At 43.1% G+C, this 19527-nt stretch carries 20 protein-coding genes and 1 pseudogene; 7 read left to right on the top strand and 14 right to left on the bottom strand.

Annotation, left to right across the window (positions count from 1 at the left end):
* Window positions 1-49: 49 nt before the first annotated feature.
* Window positions 50-808: a TspO/MBR family protein gene (locus tag QPK24_RS02370; protein ID WP_285745833.1), complete on the top strand. Its 759-nt coding sequence runs from the start codon at window positions 50-52 to the stop codon at window positions 806-808.
* Between the two features lie 117 nt (window positions 809-925).
* On the opposite strand, the gene QPK24_RS02365 is transcribed toward QPK24_RS02370, so the two are convergent.
* From QPK24_RS02365 to QPK24_RS02340, 6 genes are all read right to left on the bottom strand, one after another.
* Window positions 926-1306: a RidA family protein gene (locus QPK24_RS02365; protein WP_213532969.1), complete on the bottom strand. Its 381-nt coding sequence runs from the start codon at window positions 1304-1306 to the stop codon at window positions 926-928.
* Window positions 1307-1375: 69 nt separating this feature from the next.
* Window positions 1376-2077, bottom strand: coding sequence for an oxidoreductase (locus QPK24_RS02360; RefSeq protein ID WP_285745831.1), 702 nt, complete (start codon window positions 2075-2077; stop codon window positions 1376-1378).
* 141 nt (window positions 2078-2218) lie between these two features.
* Window positions 2219-2422 carry a CsbD family protein gene (locus tag QPK24_RS02355; protein ID WP_191800091.1) on the bottom strand — a complete coding sequence of 68 codons (204 nt, stop codon included), beginning with the start codon at window positions 2420-2422 and terminating at the stop codon, window positions 2219-2221.
* A 576-nt stretch (window positions 2423-2998) separates the two neighbouring features.
* Window positions 2999-3229 carry a hypothetical protein gene (locus QPK24_RS02350; RefSeq protein ID WP_285745828.1) on the bottom strand — a complete coding sequence of 77 codons (231 nt, stop codon included), beginning with the start codon at window positions 3227-3229 and terminating at the stop codon, window positions 2999-3001.
* 252 nt (window positions 3230-3481) lie between these two features.
* The gene (locus QPK24_RS02345; protein ID WP_285744158.1) at window positions 3482-4840 is read right to left on the bottom strand and encodes an IS1182 family transposase; all 1359 of its coding nucleotides are present in this window, start codon (window positions 4838-4840) and stop codon (window positions 3482-3484) included.
* Window positions 4841-4979: 139 nt separating this feature from the next.
* Complete coding sequence (locus tag QPK24_RS02340; RefSeq protein ID WP_201450726.1) at window positions 4980-5123, bottom strand: sporulation protein YjcZ; 144 nt, start codon at window positions 5121-5123, stop codon at window positions 4980-4982.
* 252 nt (window positions 5124-5375) lie between these two features.
* On the opposite strand from QPK24_RS02340, the gene QPK24_RS02335 reads away from it, so the two are divergent.
* Both QPK24_RS02335 and QPK24_RS02330 read left to right on the top strand, forming a co-directional pair.
* On the top strand, window positions 5376-5591 hold the full coding sequence (locus tag QPK24_RS02335) for a hypothetical protein (RefSeq protein ID WP_285745825.1): 216 nt from the start codon (window positions 5376-5378) through the stop codon (window positions 5589-5591).
* A 166-nt stretch (window positions 5592-5757) separates the two neighbouring features.
* A complete protein-coding gene (locus QPK24_RS02330; protein ID WP_160035092.1) occupies window positions 5758-5958 on the top strand; it encodes a hypothetical protein in 201 nt (66 codons plus the stop codon).
* A 377-nt stretch (window positions 5959-6335) separates the two neighbouring features.
* Here QPK24_RS02330 and QPK24_RS23550 read toward each other — a convergent pair whose 3' ends face one another.
* The gene (locus QPK24_RS23550; RefSeq protein WP_160035090.1) at window positions 6336-6500 is read right to left on the bottom strand and encodes a sporulation protein YjcZ; all 165 of its coding nucleotides are present in this window, start codon (window positions 6498-6500) and stop codon (window positions 6336-6338) included.
* 142 nt (window positions 6501-6642) lie between these two features.
* Window positions 6643-6945, bottom strand: coding sequence for an MTH1187 family thiamine-binding protein (locus QPK24_RS02320; RefSeq protein WP_285745821.1), 303 nt, complete (start codon window positions 6943-6945; stop codon window positions 6643-6645).
* A 523-nt stretch (window positions 6946-7468) separates the two neighbouring features.
* Between QPK24_RS02320 and QPK24_RS02315 the strand changes: the two genes are divergently transcribed.
* On the top strand, window positions 7469-9805 hold the full coding sequence (locus tag QPK24_RS02315; RefSeq protein ID WP_285745819.1) for a ribonucleoside-diphosphate reductase subunit alpha: 2337 nt from the start codon (window positions 7469-7471) through the stop codon (window positions 9803-9805).
* 18 nt (window positions 9806-9823) lie between these two features.
* Window positions 9824-10855: a ribonucleotide-diphosphate reductase subunit beta gene (locus tag QPK24_RS02310; protein ID WP_285749035.1), complete on the top strand. Its 1032-nt coding sequence runs from the start codon at window positions 9824-9826 to the stop codon at window positions 10853-10855.
* Window positions 10856-10959: 104 nt separating this feature from the next.
* Here the strand turns inward: QPK24_RS02310 and fosB are convergent, their stop codons facing one another.
* The 6 genes and pseudogenes from fosB to QPK24_RS02280 all read right to left on the bottom strand — a co-directional run bounded on the left by fosB (window position 10960) and on the right by QPK24_RS02280 (window position 16770).
* Window positions 10960-11379, bottom strand: coding sequence for a metallothiol transferase FosB (fosB, locus tag QPK24_RS02305; RefSeq protein ID WP_285745817.1), 420 nt, complete (start codon window positions 11377-11379; stop codon window positions 10960-10962).
* Between the two features lie 141 nt (window positions 11380-11520).
* A complete protein-coding gene (ssuE, locus tag QPK24_RS02300; RefSeq protein ID WP_285745815.1) occupies window positions 11521-12078 on the bottom strand; it encodes an NADPH-dependent FMN reductase in 558 nt (185 codons plus the stop codon).
* Between the two features lie 165 nt (window positions 12079-12243).
* Window positions 12244-13911, bottom strand: a complete 1668-nt coding sequence (locus QPK24_RS02295) for an NAD(P)H-hydrate dehydratase (protein ID WP_285745813.1) — start codon at window positions 13909-13911, stop codon at window positions 12244-12246.
* An 86-nt stretch (window positions 13912-13997) separates the two neighbouring features.
* Entirely contained in the window at window positions 13998-14630 is a 633-nt protein-coding gene (locus QPK24_RS02290) for an NAD(P)-dependent oxidoreductase (RefSeq protein ID WP_285745811.1), read from the bottom strand.
* A gap of 206 nt (window positions 14631-14836) precedes the next feature.
* Window positions 14837-16082 (bottom strand): annotated as a pseudogene (locus tag QPK24_RS02285) (threonine synthase).
* Window positions 16083-16362: 280 nt separating this feature from the next.
* On the bottom strand, window positions 16363-16770 hold the full coding sequence (locus QPK24_RS02280) for a GNAT family N-acetyltransferase (protein ID WP_285745809.1): 408 nt from the start codon (window positions 16768-16770) through the stop codon (window positions 16363-16365).
* Window positions 16771-17022: 252 nt separating this feature from the next.
* Here QPK24_RS02280 and QPK24_RS02275 point away from each other — a divergent pair, with 252 nt between their 5' ends.
* Complete coding sequence (locus tag QPK24_RS02275) at window positions 17023-17934, top strand: hypothetical protein (protein ID WP_285745807.1); 912 nt, start codon at window positions 17023-17025, stop codon at window positions 17932-17934.
* A 182-nt stretch (window positions 17935-18116) separates the two neighbouring features.
* Complete coding sequence (locus tag QPK24_RS02270; protein ID WP_407082981.1) at window positions 18117-19286, top strand: family 8 glycosyl hydrolase; 1170 nt, start codon at window positions 18117-18119, stop codon at window positions 19284-19286.
* Window positions 19287-19527: the final 241 nt, after the last annotated feature.

Raw genomic sequence — 19527 nt, 5'->3', positions numbered from 1 at the left:
GGTCAGTACATATTCACCCTCTCCAAAACTAAGTACAGGAGGTCATCGTATGCAAGGTAACAGCAACCACAACGCTTACAAATGGTTAAATGCAGCAGGCTTGATTCTTGTTATTGTCGTCAACGCACTCGCGAATATATTACCGATCGGGGGAAGAACAACACAGGAGGTATCTGAACTTTATCCGGTATTAATTACTCCGGCTGGATATGCATTTATTATCTGGTCAGTCATTTATCTTCTCCTTGCCGGGTTTGTTATTTTTCAGTTTTTGCCTTCTCAAAAAAATCGAAATACCACAGCACAGGTTGGAATCTGGTTCTTCATCAGCTGTTTAGCGAACGCGGGCTGGATCATTCTATGGCAGAATCTCCAGATTGGCTGGTCCGTACTTGTCATTCTTATTTTATTGTTTTCACTGATTCAAATGTATGTGCGTACACGAGATATTCCATCTCCAACACCGGGAGAAACTTGGTTTGTCAAACTTCCATTTAGCATCTACTTAGGATGGGTTAGCGTAGCAACGCTGATTAACATCACTGTATGGCTGAGTAAACTCGGCTGGAGTGGATTCAACCTTGGCGATCAAACATGGGCTATCATTCTTCTGCTGCTCGGCAGCATCGTTGCCTTTGCAGTCAGCTATCGATATAACGACTTCATCCTGCCGCTTGTGTTCGTATGGGCCTATATTGCTATCGGAGTAAAACAATCAGATACCCTGGCAGTCTCCTATACAGCAATTGGGCTCGCCATTGTCATTTTCTTATTTGCAGTATGGATTTTCTTACGGAGAAAAAAATAAGAACGCAAAAAGAGACCATCACCAAAGCGATGGTCTCAGACTGTAGCCAAACTAGCTTAAACTAGCTTGCCTGCAGTCTTTTTTATTTTTGTAATAAAACATCATTGGAATGAGATCTTACCCTTTTACTACAATCGTCTCGATTTCAACAAGCGCATCTTTTGGTAAACGAGCGACTTCTACTGCACTGCGCGCTGGGTATGGCTGTTCAAAGAATGAACTATACACCTCATTAACACGGACAAAATCATTCATATCTTTTAAGAAGACCGTAGTTTTTACGACTTGGTTAAGTCCTGCCCCAGCTGCTTCAAGAATCGCTTTTACATTCTCCAGAGACAAACGGGTCTGCTCTTCTACAGTTGCTCCAAACTCTCCCGTCGCCGGATCAATACCAAGCTGTCCTGATGTGAAAATAAACCCGCCTGCTTCTACAGCCTGGCTGTATGGCCCAATGGCACCCGGTGCTTTTTCAGTTGTGATCGTGTTTTTGCTCATACGGATGAACCTCCTTCAAAATTTCCATACTTTTCTATACGTTATTGTAGTCAAATGTGCGTAGCTTGTCTATTTCTGGGACAGCGGCTGCGATTCTGCGATCTCTCTGATCTCATGATTAGAATAGATATGTATCCCCTTCTGTTCCTGTAAGGCAATACGAATCATAGCAGCTGCTACAAGGGAGCCTGGTATCGCACGAAATTGCCGCCCTTTTCCAAGCTTTAATAACGGATCAAAGAGCCTAAGGAAAACCTCACCCATCTTCTCCCCTGTTCTATGTTCTTTCCGATCTCCAAGAAGCAGTGAAGGTCGTACGAAATGAATAGAAGGGATTCCTGTCTTCTTCACCTCTTCTTCAAACTGGCCTTTGGTTCGGGAATAGAAAACACGCGATTTGGCGTTGGCACCCATCGAAGAAATCCCAATAAATTGTTTTATTCCATGACGCTTTGCTATCTTCGCAGCGGTTACGGGATATTCGAGATCTACTTTACGAAAAGCAGCCTGTGATCCTGCCTTTTTAATCGTTGTACCTAAACAACAGAATAAATCATCGGCTTGATGAAAGGCAGATTCATATTTCTCAAGCTCATCCCAGTTTACGATCACTTGTATGAGCTTAGGATGAGTAAGCTTTAGTGATTCTCTCACTAAAATAACGACTTCTGTATAGGAATGCTGTTCAAGCAGCCCAGTAACCAGTTGCTGACCAACCATTCCGGTTGCTCCAATAACAATTGCTTTACGAGTCTGTCCGAGCAAATTCATCGTTCCCTTCTTTAGAAGCAAAATTCATATCTCTAATTATAAAAGAAATCATACCATGTTGAGATTTAATTCTACATAAACAAAGAAGAGGACCGATTCCGCAGAATCAATCCTCTTCTCATTTGTAAACAAACTACGTTATTAACGTACGTTTGTATTGCTCCAGTTGTTGTATTCAGTCTCCGCCTGTTCACGCGTGTGACCATATTTTTCTTGGAGTTTACCAATCAATTTGTCTTTCTCACCATTGATTACATCCAGATCATCATCTGTCAGTTTACCCCATTGTTTTTTAGCTTCACCCTTCATTTGTGTCCATTTTCCTTTAAATACGTTGTTATCCATGATCGTTCATCTCCTCGTCATTTATAGTAATGTTTTTGTTGTTTCTCACTGTTGTAATCCATTACCCTGAGCTCTAGGGATGTCGTTACTTGCTTGTTATATTATTAACCAGTAGTGATTTCCATGAATCCGAAAATATATCATATTGGTATATCAGGCCGTATATATTTGTGTTATAGCTTGTACTATGATATAATGAAAAGCATTGTAGTATTTAACCCCATTCATATTCCTCAAAGTAGAATAATTCCTTCATTAAACCTCATGAAGTAAGAATCGCGTTATAACCCAAACAAAGATTTTAGATTTTATTTTCATTCAAACTGGCGCGGTCTTCGGAGCCGCAAGGACAAAAGAGAGGTAGGGCTTTTGTTGTGTGAAAGTCAGTTATTCTCGGCAAGTGTGAACAACACCGTTCACCAGAGGAATCGTTAGCTATTGCAGCACTGCATTTAGCAACCACAGGTTAAATCAATTAAATAATCGCAAGCTGTTCGCGATCGACACGACGCGGGCGACCTTGCACATAGCAGCCCCCGGACCCTAGGTACGGGGGCTATCCAATTTTAGCACCTCTTAAAGAAAGATCTTGGAGATGATAACAAGTAAAACAAATAATACGAGGAGGATTCCCGCCAAATCGTCAGCATACTTATGAACCGGTAAAGAGTTACTGTGCGGCATAACATAGGATTGTACAGGTTCTTCCCAGTTACCTCCGTAGGTCTGATACATCCGTTCATAACCGCTAACAGGATAACCTGAGATATAATTGGAATTCATCGGATAACTATATTGTTCATTCATTAGATATTCCTCCCTTATATCGCCTATTAGGCTTCTCCCTATACATATGTAAAAAGGATTTCCGGCGTCCGGGCTCCTGCCTTGAACTTGAATATTTTGTTTAGATCCGTTATAAGACGCAAACAAAGAAGCTGCCCTGAAAACAGGACAGCTCAGATTGTAGACAAAAGGCATTCGGAATGTATTCATTCTGAGTGCCTTTTGTCATTTCTACTTCTTTTCATGAATAAATCAGGTGGAAACCCGCCTGATTTACGCTGGAATTGGTCTGTTCCACGACCATCTGGCGATTTTCTTCAAATTCATGGCAGCAAACGTAAGCATCGCCTGCATGGACAATTTTTTTAGCCCTCGCAGGGTTGTCCATCGCATGCCATGCTTTTCTTTTGCATCTGCAAATACCCGTTCCACCGTTTCTTTTCGTTTTGCATAGATTTGTTTTACATGCTGGTGGTGTCTTAGATGCTCTACTTCTTCTAAGTGGTTTTGCCATACATGTCGCGTCACTACTTTTTGGTGGTTCTTGCTCCCTGTACACATGGATAAATAATGACACGATTTACAAATTTCTTTTGGAGATTTGTATTCTCGGTACCCCTCTTTATTGGTGGTCGAGTAAGGTAATACCACGTTAGCAGGACATAAATAGGCGTCAAAATATTCATCATACACGTAGTCATCTTTTCGAAAACCTTCTTTTTGAGAACGCGGACGTGTATAAGGCAGCGCCGGAGTAACCCCTTGCTCCAACAAATATTTGCTAATCCAAGGTGTTTTGTAGGCAGCATCGGCTGCCACTGCTACAGGTTTCCCAATCTTTTCTTTTACCATTTCTACGAGGGGTGCAAGCAAGTGGCTGTCATGTTCATTTCCGGGAGTGACGATGTTACCGAGTACAAATCCGTTTCGGTCTACTGCTGCGTGAAACGAATAAGCAAATTGTTTGGTCCGTTCATCTTTGACATAGTAGCCGCTATCGGGATCTGTAGTGCTTTGTTTAATTTCCTTTTCTTCTTCTTTTTTAAAAGAGTCCGGAGGAAACGGCTTTTTATCATGGTCGTCCCGATCTTGGTTAATTTCCTCTTCCAGTTTGCGTTGATATGCTCTTGTTTCTTTGCGTACAACCTTCTTTTCGAATTTCCGTTTATTCGCACTCGCTTTTACGTGTGTAGAATCGATGAAAACATGCTCCGCGCTGAGTAAATGTTTCTCAGCTGCAGTCCGCAAAATACGGTAGAAAATCTGTTCGAATAGATCTGTATCTTTAAAACGACGTTCGTAGTTCTTTCCAAAGGTAGAGAAATGCGGAACTTTATCATAAAATCCATAGCCCAGAAACCAACGATACGCCATGTTGGTTTGAACTTCTTCGATCGTTTTTCGCATGGAACGAATACCAAAGGTATATTGAATAAGAGGTAATTTAATTAAGATGACCGGATCGATGCTAGGTCGTCCAATTTCCGAATAATGATCCTGAACCAAGTCGTAGATGAAAGAAAAGTCGATCGCCGATTCGATTTTGCGAACCAAATGATCTTCTGGAACGAGTTGATCTAGAGCAACCATTTCAAGTTGGTCACGTTGAGTGGAGGATTGTTTCGTTAGCAAGATTGTCACCTCAAATAAAATAGTTGCTTCTATTGTAAAATAAAAAAGACTGCAGGCAAACTAGTTTAAGCTAGTTTGTCTACAGTCTGAGCTGCCCTGAAAACAGGACAGCTTCTTTTTACTTAAAAGCCAGAGAATATTAGTAACAAGAGAATGCTTTAGAGATGATAACCAAGAGAATGAACAGTACAAGAATTGCTCCTATCGATGTCCAGCCTCCGTAGCCAGATCCGCCAACATTTCCACAACCATTGTTGCCACCACAGTATTCGTATCCACTCATTTGAACTCCTCCTTCCCGCTTCCTATACCCTAACTTATGTCGTTAAAGCGGGTTTGGAATGGGCACTATCCAACTTTCTTTAATTTGGGCGCTCTGCCTATAAATCAATTCCTTTCCTTCACAACCCACAATCTGACTACAAAATGAACAGTCACACTTTTTGTTTTAAGGCTTAGGGAACTACCCTTTTTACGAACTCATACCATTTCCTAACATAAGATATAGAAGAAAGAATACTTGGGATGCGGGAAGGTGAACGAAGTGAAGGCCACTGCCAAAAACAAAAATGCCAGCAGAAAAAATAACAACAATGTGGATTCCAACCTTGTTACCTTGGACCAACTTACCCTCATTGCCGCCATTCTTGGGCTTATTGTCTCTGGAATAGGTTTATACGTAGCCTGGAAACAGTATAGTAATAACGATCCCAATTATAACGAGAGTGAAGATATCAATCTGCTGAGGTGAAAACGTTGTCATCCATATTTTAATTTTTCATTTACTTCACAAAAATAAAGATGGTACATTATATATTGTAAATATTATCCACTGGCTTATTTATGTTCCATAAATATCATATACGACCAGATGGTGAGATATATTGCAGTCTGTATCTTTGAGATGGAGGGATCACATGCTGTTACACTCGTTACGATACGCAGAGGAGAAAGGTTATACCGTGTGTCTCGTACTGCAGAACGGAAACACCTATGTAGGCGAGATAGATATCAACAATGATACTAAAAATCTTGTGATTACATGCGATCAGGGGAAGATTCCTGTACCGCTTGATCATATTAAACACGCTTCTACGATTGTATCGGCACACTTCTAACTTGGAAGAAAACTAACAAAGCAGTATAAAGAATAGAACCATACATAGATGACATGATTTCCTTTTTTGCCGGAAGTGAAGCCTGAGCGATTCATTATGAACAGCTCAGGCTTCACTTTCTGGCATTTTTTATGTAACGAACGAATTAGGACAATTCTTGTTTACGAAACAAACTCTAGACCAACAGCAGACACTATTGCCATTGCCATACAAGATACGTTTAGCACCCCTCACTTCCCCATAGAATATGGTCCTAAGAAGTGCTCCGCCTGAAGCACCTATTCCAGTCCCTCTTCGGAAACCTCCCCTTAATTAGCGTAAAAAAACCCGTTATTGCTAATTAGCAATAACGGGTTCCGGGAAATCTTAATCAAATATTAGTAAGAAAGGAATGCTTTAGAGATGATTACTAAAAGGATGAATAGAACAAGGATTCCCGCTGTGGATGTAAAACCTCCACCAAATCCACCACCGTATCCACCGCCGTAGTTACCACCGCTGTAGTTTCCTCCACCATAACTTCCGTATCCAACTTCACTCATTTATAATTCCTCCTTTTTCCTTTGGTACAGTTTATCTTATGCGGCTTTCGGTAAGATGACTGGGTTCAAAGGAGAAAAAGTAAAAATTAGGCTCATGAAGCTGCGTAAAGACCCTGGACTTATAAGGAACTTCGGTTCACCTTTATTGGAGCTTCTCTCTGACAGACTTCAGTTTTTGCTTACTGGATGAGGCCCGGTCTCTTCGATCATCAATTTTAACAGAGGTAGAGACGCGCTGAGCTCCATTTGCAAAAGGAGTCTCATGCAGCACTGCAATCGCCGCGAGTACATCCGCAATATCTCCTTCAATAATCGTGCTCATTGACGTTAATTCGTACGTAATGCCTGGCTGCTCAGCGAGCACTCGTTGCAGGTCAGCTACATAACTGCTAAGACTGGTACTTCCCGTTCCGATCGGAATAATAGTTACTTCTGCTATAGCCATTGAACAAACCTCCCTTTTGATTATCCCCATATAAACGATAAGCATATTGTATCATGGCGAAACCATGCACAAAAAATTTTTTTTGAACTTCGGACACAAATCCTCCATCCCTTTTCCTTTGCGGTATCTCGGCTTTTTTGCTATAATCGCAATTGCATTTCAAAGTCACTAGACTGTTTACAAACACAATATATTGGGGTACTGTTAATATACATATCCAAATGTAGTGTGACAGCTAAATTCGGCGAAAAGAACACTATTATTTTTGTCAAGTTATTTTTGATAGAAAAATCCCCGCTCTATTACAGACTATTGGTAATGCTCCAAAAGAAAATTGTGATTGACAAAGTTTGTTTTTATTATTTTTCTTACACAACATCAGTGCTCCTTTTTACCGATTCATCGTGGGATAATCGGTGGATTGCAGCGGGGAAATAAGGGTTTATTGGCATTTGTCTGACCTTGGGGTTGGGAAATGCTTTTTGTTTGATGTAAATTTTGAAGAAGAAAGCGAGGGCTCTCCATGCCACAAGTGGTTACCAAACCAAACAACCGTCAGCTCGAATTTGACGAGAATCGTATTTCTATTTACGCAGATCGTATCCTGGCAGATCTTCCTATGCTCGATAAAGATAAACTCGTACGCGGTGTACACTCTAAACTCCGCCGTGATGAAGTTTCCGGTGAAGAAATTAGCAGTGCCTTCTCCATGTCTGCTCTTGAACTTGTAACGAAAGAAGAACCTAACTGGAAGTTTGCTGCAGCCCGTTCGCTGCTCACTTCTTTATATAAAAAAGCGGCTAACAATCGCAGATACAAAGCATACACAGACAAGCCTTACGGTGCTTTCCAGCCCCTGATCACAAGTATGGTCAAAAAAGGCATCTACCGTGAAGAACTGCTTGAATGCTATACCAAAGAACAGATTGAAGATCTAGGACGTACAATCGAACCGAGAAATGACCTGTTGTTTGATTACATCGGACTGCTTACGCTGACTGAGCGTTACCTCGCACATGATTTTGATGGAAAAGTAATGGAACTTCCGCAGGAACGTTATATGGTCATTGCCATGTATCTGATGCATAAAGAACCGGAAGAAAAACGAGTTGAGCTTGTTAAAGAAGCTTACTGGGCAATGAGTAACCTGTACATGACAGCAGCAACACCAACCTTGTCTAATGCAGGTAAAAAAGTGGCAGGACAGCTCTCCAGCTGCTTCATCGACACGGTTGACGACTCGCTCGAAGGTATTTTCGACTCCAATACAGACGTAGCACGCCTCAGTAAAATGGGCGGCGGTATCGGCGTGTACCTGGGTAAAGTTCGCTCTAGAGGTTCAGATATCCGCGGACACAAAAATACGAGTTCCGGTGTTATCCCTTGGATTCGCCAGCTGAACAATACAGCCGTAAGCGTTGACCAGCTCGGTACACGTAAAGGCGCTATTGCTGTCTATCTTGATGTATTCCATAAAGATATCTTAGCGTTCCTTGATCTGAAACTGAATAACGGGGACGAGCGGATGCGTGCGCATGATATCTTCCATGGTATTACACTTCCTGACCTATTCATGGAACGCGTGGAACAGCGCGGAGAGTGGAATTTGTTCGACCCTCATGAAGTGAAAAAAGTGATGGGCTGGAAAGATGAGAATGGCCGTGCTCTTGGACTCGAAGACTTCTACGATGAAGAATTCGGCAAAGGTTCGTTCCGTGAAAAATATGAAGAAGCGTCGAACCACCCGGAATTGTCCCGGATTACACTTCCTGCGATCGATATTATGAAACGTGTCATGAAGTCTCAGCTGGAGACAGGTACACCGTACATGTTCTATCGCGATACGGTAAACCGTGCTAACCCGAACCGTCACAAAGGAATGATCTACTCTTCCAACCTGTGTACGGAAATTATGCAGAACCAATCTGCAACAGTCATTGAACAAGAAGAACTGGTAACTAAAGACGGCGAAACACGGATTATTATTACCAAAAAACCAGGCGACTTCGTAGTATGTAATCTGAACTCCATTCATCTTGCTCGCGCTGTACCAAATAATGTGCTGGATCGCTTGATTCCTATCCAAATGCGTATGCTTGATAATGTAATTGACATCAATAACATTGAAGTACTGCAAGCACAATATACAAACAGTCAGTACCGTGCCATCGGTCTTGGTACATTCGGACTTCATCATCTGCTTGCTCTCGAAGGTATCCGCTGGGAATCGGAAGAAGCTGTCACATACAATGATAATCTATACGAAAAAATCAGCTATCTGGCCATCAAATCCAGTATGGAAATTGCCAAAGAAAAAGGGAAATATCCGAAATTCGAAGGTTCTGATTGGGAGAATGGCAACTACTTCACACAGCGTAACTATACGGACGGTACTCGTGAAGGTAAGTTTGTAACGACAGCACAGTGGAATGAACTTGCTGCTGAAGTGAAAGAACATGGTGTTCGGAATGCCTGGATGATGGCGATTGCTCCAAATGCATCGACTTCCATCATTGCTGGTTCTACGGCTAGTATCGATCCGCTGTACGAACTTCTCTCTTATGAAGAGAAAACAACTTACAAAATCGCGAACCCAGCACCAGATCTCTCCGAAAAAACAATTTGGTATTATAAAACGGCATTTAACTTGGATCAACATGCTTCCATCAATATGGCTTCTGCACGTCAGCGCCACATTGACCAAGCACAAAGCTTTAACCTGTATGTTCGTCCTGATATACGGGCAAAAGAATTCCTGGAACTTCACCTTCACGCATGGAAAGCGGGTATCAAATCCACTTACTACGTACGAAGCCGTGCTCTTACCATTGAGAACGAATGTGAATCTTGCGAATCTTAAGGAGGAAGTATCATGACTATGAAAGTCCAAAACATTTTTAATACAGAAGCGCCAAATAAATCAACACGTATCATTAACGGGGAAAGCTCCGGGATCCTGAACTGGAATGACATTCGGATGCCGCATATGTATAAATTGTACAAAGTACTCTTATTGAACTACTGGATCGCAGATGAGATCCCTATGTCTAAAGATGCGCAGCAATTTCCACAACTTGACCCAGAAGAGCAACGTACGTTCAAAATCAACATCGGCCTGCTCGCTGTACTCGATTCCATGCAAACGATGTTTGTGGGTGATGTAAGAGAATATCTGACGGATTCCTCTCTTGAGGCGATCTCTGCAATTATTGCTCAGCAAGAAGTCGTTCACAATCAGTCCTATTCTTATGTTCTTTCTTCCCTGGTTTCTTGGGATGAGCAGAAAGAAATCTTTGAATACTGGAAGCATGACCCTGTGCTCTTAGAGCGCAACCGGTTTATCTCTGATATCTACCAGAACTTCCGTGACGAACCGACGCCTCAATCGTTCTATGAAGCGCTCGTAGCGGATCTGATTCTAGAAGGAATCTTCTTCTACAGTACGTTTGCCTTCTTCTACAACCTTGCAAGAGATCAGAAAATGATGGGTACTTGTCAGATGATCTCTTACATTCAGCGGGATGAGAATCAGCATTGCTACTTCTTTGCTGAGGTATTCAAACAGCTGCTTGCAGACTATCCGGAACTGGATACGAAAGAAAATCGCGACTACCTCTATCGCACGATTAATCGTGCGGTTGAACTGGAAACCAACTGGGCGCACTATACACTCAGCAATGTTCGCGGTATCGACCTGAGAGAACTAGAAGATTACATTAAATACACAGCTAACAAACGTCTGCGTCTCATGGGACTTGAGAAATTATATGATGGCGTAGATGTAAACAGTATGCCTTGGATCAAGCCTTTCTCTGATGAAGCGCTAAATGCAACAAAAACAGACTTCTTTGAAGCGAAATCCCGTAACTACGGTAAAGTCGGAGACGACAACGGATTTGACGATCTATAAGATAGCTGCTTCCTGAAAGAAAAAGAACCCTATATGGACACTTAGTAAAGTGACTTTATAGGGTTCTTTTCATTTTTATTTACTTGTATAAAAAGCAGCCGTTCTTAGCGGTGAAACGTCATATATTTCTTATCTTCTTTATAATAATTCAAGCGTTCTTGCAGTGTACCTGTATGAAATTCAAACATATGTCCATCTGGATCTAGAAAATAAATGGATTCTTTGTCCTTCGCATCTCGTTCACGGCCCGGCAAGATTTTCGCATTTGCTTCGCTAAGCTTCTGACGCAGTGGCAGCAGGTCTTCTTCATCGACCGTAAATGCAATATGTGTGTACGTCGGGGCAGTAAAGTTACGAGGGACGTCTTCCTGATTCAATGCGATCCATATACCATGTAGATCAAAGTAGGCCAATCTTCGGCCTTCCAGTACAATCTCAGCATCAAAAACGTGTTTGTAAAATGCAATTGATTTGGCAAGATCAGATACAGAAAAACAGAAATGGTTAATTCCTTGAATACTCAATCGTCATTTCTCCCTCCATCACAAATTACAAGCCTAGTATACCATATATAACCAGCCCGTTATGTGGTGTTGTGGCTGCTAATCCTTATTTTAAAAAAGAGCCTTACCGCTGATCCGGCAAGCTCTTTCCTATAATTCCTATTAACCTTTTACACTTTTTTGAGTTTCACGAAGCTGAATCTCTTCCTTAAATTCCTCAATTCCCGTTTCGAGCCTTGCTAACAGTTCAGGGGCAATATCGAGACCGCCCTGGTCATTACGAGCCACCTGAGCATCCACCGTATAAATTCCAGCGAGAATATGCCGTGCGCCAAGTACAGATAGAACAGGTTTCAAAGCATAATCGATGGTCAGCAAGTGAGCCAGGCTTCCACCGATGAACAGGGGAAGAATCGTTTTTCCGGCAAGGCCGCGTTCAGGCACCAGATCAAGAAAGGTTTTCAAGACACCGGTATATGATGCCTTGTACACTGGACTTGCTACAATCACTGCATCCGCTTCTGCAACAATCCCATTGGCTTTTACAATATGTTCGCTCTCAAATTTAGTTAGAATCAGATCTTCCGCAGGGAGCTCTGCCACGTTGATACGATCTACTTCAAAGCCTGCTTCTCTAAGTTCGCGCTCTGCATATTCAATAACTGCATTCAATCGTGAAGTCAGGGAAGGACTCCCATTAATTACTGCAATTTTAGCCATGCTTCATTCACCTCAAGGTTATCTATTTTTATTGTTACTGTGCTGTATCTTGATAAATCCTACTATTTACGTCGGTATTAGAAAATAATACCAATTATATCCCTGTACTGTCAACCTAAGAACTAGAATGGTTCCCCTGTAACCATTTCTTTTTTATCGTCTTCTTCACAAATACTCGGTCAGATCTCCCGCCATCACCCCTGCTGGGTGAGTACGCATCATTGCTGCGGTCTCTCCGGCTTTACCATGCAGGTATACCCCAAATGCAGCGGCTTGTTCAGCACTGTAACCTTGAGCAAGCAGACTGGCAATGACTCCTGTTAGTACATCTCCTGTACCGCCTGTTCCCATTCCGGCATGACCGGTCATGTTAATGTACGCATTCCCTTCGGGCGTAGCAATCACCGTCCTTGATCCTTTTAGAACAAGTGTGACTCCTGATTTCGCTGAATAGGACAGAGCATGATCTATTCGGTTCTGCTGAATTTCTTGGGTAGACACACCGGCAAGACGCGCCATTTCTCCTGGATGCGGGGTTAAGATAACGGGGGCTTTTCTAGAGTCTATATGTTTAAAAAAGTCCGAACCTGCCTCTGCCAACATATTCAGCCCATCCGCATCAATAACCATCGGCAGGTCTGTCTCTTTATAGATTTGACTCAGCCAGTCGGTATCCTCTTCAAAACGTCCCAGCCCAGGGCCAATCGCGATAACATCCCGATTCTCTGCAAGCTTGATAATATTCTGAGCCGATGCCCTATTCCATGTTCCATGCATACCCTCTGCGGCTGCGGCAAGCATGAGCTCAGGCACTGCGCCAATGACATGCGGGAGCAGTTCGGAAGGCAGCGCCCATGTAACAAGACCAGAGCCGGATCGCAGTGCCGCCCGGCAACTGAGCAGTCCCGCCCCGCTCATCGCTAGCGTGCCTGCCACAAGCAGGACGTGACCATAGGTTCCTTTATGCCCATCCTCCGCTCGTCTTTGCGTAAGATCTACTTTCAGCTTCTCTGACAGTACATCTTCTGTTAGTAAATAGACAGTTTCACGAAATCGTCCTTCTGCAAGCTGAGGCGGAATCCCGACTGAACGCACTTTAATCTGCCCAGCGGCTTCTGCACCTGGAAACTGTGTAAGTCCCCGCTTTAGCAGTGCGAAACATACTGTCCGTTCTGCCCGAATATGCGGCTCATAAAGAGTCCCCGTATCCGCATGGAGTCCGCTTGGAATATCTGCCGAAATGATGGGAAGCCCGCTGTCATTTGCTGCCTGTATTAAAGAAGCATACGCATGTCGCGGAGCCCCTTTACTGCCTGTACCAAGCAAAGCATCAATAATTCCTGTTCCTCCAGTGAATGTGACATCTCCCTGTTCTGTAAATAGGATAGATGGAATCCCCATCGCTTCCGCTGTGTAATACTCAAGCAGAGCCTCTTCGCTTAGCCCCTTCGGACACTCGGCAAAGACAAGAGTGATCCCCACCCCAGCTTCCCACAGGTGGCGAGCAGCTACGAGTCCATCCCCGCCGTTATTCCCTTTTCCAACTAGGATATACCAGTGCTCTGCGAACGTTTTCTCCCCTCGGCTAAAAGCATCGTTACTAATCTGTCCACGGGTTCCCTTCCACCGATCAAAAGCTACTCTTGCCTCGTCAGATATAAGCGGGTTTCCGTTAGTTACCTGCTCTTTTGACTGCCGGTTCTGACAGAAATGGAGCACTTCTTCTGCAAGTGCCTTACCTGCGTTCTCCATCAGACAAACGGAGGGAACACCCCAAGATCCTATTACATGCTCGTCTAGTTCTCTCATTTGTTCTGCTGTAACTACATACACACTGCTTCTCCTCCTGTCAAAATGGTATAAAAAAAAGCGAAGCACTTGTCTTCGCTTTTTTTCTGTCTTTCATCTACTACTGATCGTTAATAAGCAACCGTAAATCTTGAACCGCTGAAATAAGGGTCATCTACTTCGTCAAGAAGAGCTACCGCATAATCTTCTACAGAAATCCGGCTTTGCCCGTCTTCATCCACTACTAATCGGTCCGTACCAATTCGGAAATTACCTGTACGGATTCCAGGCTCAATAGTAGAAGCAGGACTCAGGTACGTCCAGTCAAGGTCTGATTCTTGATAGATTTGATAAGCATCTTGATGCGCCATCGCAAGAGGCTTCACTTCTTCTGGGAATCCTGGTGTTTCCATAAGTGGAATTCCTTCGTCCGTCATCAAGCTTCCTGCTCCGCCAACCACGATTAGTCGCTCTACTCCGCCTTTGTGTAATCCTTCTACAAGAGCGCGAGCCACTTCTACCAATTCCTGCTCTGCTCCAAACTTAGGGCCGTAAGCGCTGATTACCACTTCGTGATCTTTGACTAGTTCAGCAATGGATCCAGGATTCAGCAAATCGCCTTCTACAATCGTAAGCAGATCGTGTTTTTCATTGAGTTTAAATCGATTGCGAACAACCGCCGTAACCTCATGTTTTCGTCTCAAAGCTTCTTGCAAGATCGCTTGTCCAATGGTACCTGATGCACCAAATATAATTAACTTCATTATTCATTCCCCATTTCATTAGTAAATTCCCTGTACAGTTCTTTCACACTATGTATTAATCCATTTAACCAACAATTAAAACGGTATGTCCTATTATAAAGAAGATTCTTCAAATATCAAAAGTTCACCATTTTCTCATTAAAAAAGAACCATCTCTATTCTTTACAAGAATAGAAAGATAGTCCTCACTTAATCTATGAACTCCATTATCCTTTAATGATCGATGGAGCCTGCTCCTTAATAGGATAGGATGTCAAGGCCTCCTCTGGATTCAGAAACAAGTCTTCGTTACTTGATATTCTTGGGTACTTCAGTCCTGATCCAGTATTCAGCACCACCACTTTTTCTTCCTCTTCAATCCAGCCATTGGACCGAAGCACTCGTGCTGCAGCAAAGGCGGCAGCTCCTTCAGGGCATAGAAAACTCCCTTCCATTCTTGTAACCTGTTCCTGCTCTTTCAATATCTCATCTTCCGTTACAGAGATGGCAACCCCGCCTGTTTGATAGATTGCATCCAGCACAAGGAAATCTCCTATGGTCTTAGGAACATGAATGCCAAGCGCTTCCGTACTAGACTGCTCCCAAAACATAGTTTCGGTCTGCTGATTCTCCCACGCTTTCACAATAGGGGCGCAACCTTCGGACTGAACAGCTACGAGCCTAGGCAGCGGACCTGATATCCAGCCAATCTCCTGTAGTTCTTGCAGTGCTTTATGAATCCCAATGAGTCCTGCCCCCGTACCCGTTGGATAAAGGATTACATCTGGGACCTCGAAATTCATTTGTTCGATAATTTCAAAACCCATCGTCTTTTTACCTTCAATCCGATAAGGTTCCTTTAGCGCTGAAGTATCATATATTCCTTCACGCTTCACTTTGTCTGCGACAATTCTCCCTGCATCACTTATGATTCCCTTTACCAGCAGAAGTTCGGCTCCTGCCGCGATACACTCATCCCGAGTAATGGGCGGTGCTTGAACCGACATTACTACCGAAGAGCTCAGTCCTCCCCGGGCAGCATATAATGACCAAGCTGCTCCAGCATTTCCGTTAGAAGGCATTACAAACCGCTCTATGCCTAGTTCCTTTGCCTTCGAAATCCCTACAGCGGCTCCTCTAGCCTTATATGACCCGCTTGGCATAAGACTTTCGTCCTTCATATAAAGTTTTGGAATCGACATATCCATACCGAGACTCGGCATACGCAGCAGCGGTGTCATAACTTCACCCAGGCAAACAATATGCTGCGGCTGCTGTACGGGCAGCAGTTCGTGATATCTCCATAGATTCATTTCTCTGTCTTTTAACGAGGCAGGATCCCAATCTTTACTCATAGCGAGCTAGCAGCGGAGAACCGCAGGAACATAGCTGCTGTACCTCAGTTGAATAGTAGATACGTTCGCATTTCGGACATTCCAGATGACTTAAGTAGCTGTAATTATCCCTTACCATGAACATAGCCTCCTCATATTTTCCGACCAAAATATGCTGGCAACATCCCCTTTTTTGATAATGAAAAGGCCCTCCTTGCTGTTTCTGAACATCTCCGTCAGAATTCAAAGGGGCCCCGTTTTTCTCTTTATGTTAATATCTCTGTATATTCATCATATAGCTTATGTTTATTTCAATGATCCGCTTTTTTGATCGGATTTGTTACCTTTGTTACCTCTTCATCTTTTCACAGTTATGTAACTTTGTCAATTAATCCTCTTTTTTATTTACACAAAGATTCTTACAGCTGCCTCTGTTTGAACCACATACCGAGTGAGTCTGGGGCAGCATGTAGAAAACCATACTGTTCATATAATCGATCTGCCGGCTTATCTGCTATTAGAGATACAATCCCCTCAGCAGGAACTTGTTCATCGATATAGTGTTTAATTTCTTTCATTATCGTTTTTCCGTATCCTTTGCCCTGCTCCTCTGGATGAACAGCAATATCGCATACTAAAAACTGTAATCCGCCATCCCCGACGACTCTGCCCATTCCAATTAATTGGCCGCCTTCCATTAGACTGACCGCAAATAAAGTCGAAGGCAGCCCTTTTTCAGCACCTTCCCTACTCATGCTACTTAGCCCAGCAGCACGGCGCAGATTCAGATAGGACTCTATTGATGGAGTTTCATGGGTTATCAACATTTGTGTCCACCTCTTTTCTGAGAGTTTTTGTTATCTACTTCCATTCGTTCGTTTCTATTAAATAGAAAGAATAAGGACTATTCATTTCTGATATTGTAATTGATTTTTAGGTTAAATGAAAACGTGCGTTCCTTTTTGGGCAATGGAAAACAATGCTTATCCAGTTCTATGGGATATGACTTGAAAACCTAGTTTTCATATGCAATAGTGAAAGAAGTAAAGAATTGTACGGAAGGAGGAAGAAGCCTGAACATGCTAGCAGGTATGACTATAGTTCCGTTATCAGTACCTACAATTGCTCTCATTGCCTTTTTTATTGTTCTGCTGTTGTGGTTATACATATATCATGCTTCAACGCTGAAACAGAACAAATATAGGCGAGTGGATGAGCTGCAAGACACACTCTATGCCTATTCTCGTTTGGCCGGCCAAATCACACTTGGTTTACAGCGCGAAGGCCTGCCGGGAGAACCTTTTCATGGTGCCCTTATCCTTGCTCTTCAGGAAAGTAAATCAGCGCCTTGTTTAAACCCTCATGTGCAAGAACAGATTCAAGCTTGCCTTAATGATAGAGATGAATCCAGACTGGAACTGTTGCAGCGTGGACTGGACCGTGAAATGACGAAGCTCGCCGCAGAGCGAAATCAGCTTTTGTCTATACTGCATTCGCCTAGCTGGGGACAAGCCCTGTGGCAGATTGTACAACCTTTATTCGCCCCTCTTGCGGCAACGGGAATCGCGTTTTTAGTCTACCAGTTTATTGTGGCAATCGATTCAGCTAGCACGCCATCGGTATACGATTGGATTGTCATCTCAGCTAGATTCGTTTCCGGGCTCATCACTACAGCGTATATCTACATTCTCGCTTTGTCCAAACCTCGAACAGATGCAGGTTTTACGAATATTATGTTATCGATTCTTATCATTCTCGCCGCATTGTTCCACTTGATCGGACTTTCTGCAGCTCCCTATGTGCTTGGGGTTCAGCTTCTTTTATTCCTGCTTGGATTTAGACTCAGTAAGCCCCCTTCACGTAAGGAACGGCCCTATGTAGGTCATCCCGATTTGATGACGAATCGCCCCGTGATCCATCATGCAGAGGTCCTAGCAATAGAAGAAGCAAAAAAAGATCAAGACTTGGTAAAAGATAAGGATAGGGAATAGTATAGATAAGACCTTGATAGCAAACGAAGTTACATTTAAAAGAATCCTTCCCCTGTGTGGAACTAGGGAAGGATTCTTTTTTATCTTTATTTTCCCATTTATCCCAAATAAATTAAGTTGTGAGTTATGATGGTTGAGTACAATATCATAATCTTGTAGGAGGCCTGGTAAGATTGTCAACAATCCATAGGCAAGGTGCTTTTTTCACGGGTCAATATCGTAATTTGCTGCAAACGTACAATTATGCTCTTCCTGAGATTGAAGATCGGATCCAAACTTGCTGGAGGCAGTTGTTCGGGGATTCACCAGATACTCGGATCTATTATGAAGCTGAAGAGGATATGGGCTACTTACTGGATACGGGTAACTTAGATGTCCGGACAGAAGGAATGTCATACGGCATGATGATGGCTGTTCAGATGGATCGGCAGGATATATTTGATAGATTATGGCGCTATACCATGAAAAATATGTTTATTACAGAAGGGCCTAATGCCGGATACTTCGCGTGGTCCTGTCTGCCGGATGGATCGCGGAATTCAAATGGTCCTGCTCCAGATGGAGAAGAGTTCTTCGCACTCGCTCTTTTTTTCGCTTCACATCGCTGGGGAGATAAGGATGAAGCCCCTTTTAATTATGGACAGCAAGCACGAGATCTGCTTCATACCTGCATTCATAAAGGTGAAAAAGACGGTTACGGTTCTCCCATGTGGAATCCTGATAACAAATTAATTAAGTTTGTACCGAACTGTGAATTTACAGATCCGTCGTACCATCTTCCTCATTTCTATGAGCTTTTTGCGGAGTGGGCCAATCCGGAAGATCGCTTATTTTGGAAAGAAGCAGCTGTGGCCAGCCGGAAGTATCTACCTACTGCTTGTCATCCAGAAACCGGGCTTGCTCCTGAATACTCCTATTACGATGGAACGCCAAACAACGAGCGTGGCTATGGACACTTTTTTAGTGATTCATACCGTGTCGCAGCAAATCTTGGAGTAGATGCGGAATGGTTTGGAAGCGACCCTGAATTAAGCAGGATTGCAGAGCGAATATTAACTTTTTTCTCAGACAAAAATCCGGAAGATTATCGGCGTTATACAGTGGCAGGAGAGCCGTTTGAAGAGAAGTCGCTTCATCCTGTGGGCTTAATCGCTACGAATGCAGTGGCAGCCTTAGCCGTTCCTAACCATGAACATGCAAGAGCCGCTGTGGAACTATTCTGGCAAACTCCGATTCGTACGGGAGATAGACGTTACTATGACAACTGCTTATATCTATTCGCTCTGCTTGCCCTCAGCGGACGTTACCGGATTTGGCTGCCGAAGAATGAGCAGCAGGATGCGGCATATTAGGTGAAGAGCAAAGGTAATAAATTTGCATGAATTCACATGAATTCTCATGAATTTACATCAATTCTCATGAATTTACATCAATTCTCATCAATTTACATGAATTCACCTCTAATTTCATGCTTAACCCTCATTCCTATGGTTTCGACAATCAACATTGTTGCTATAGAGTGATGAAATCTAATAGAGATGAAACCTAATAAGATCCTGCCTATTTTGCTAAAGTAGGCCAGGATCTTTTCTA

The organism is Paenibacillus polygoni, from assembly GCF_030263935.1.
In the GTDB taxonomy this organism is placed as follows: Bacteria; Bacillota; Bacilli; order Paenibacillales; family Paenibacillaceae; genus Paenibacillus; species Paenibacillus polygoni.
Note: the sequence above shows the minus strand (reverse complement) of the source record. Positions and strands in the feature narration are given on the sequence as shown.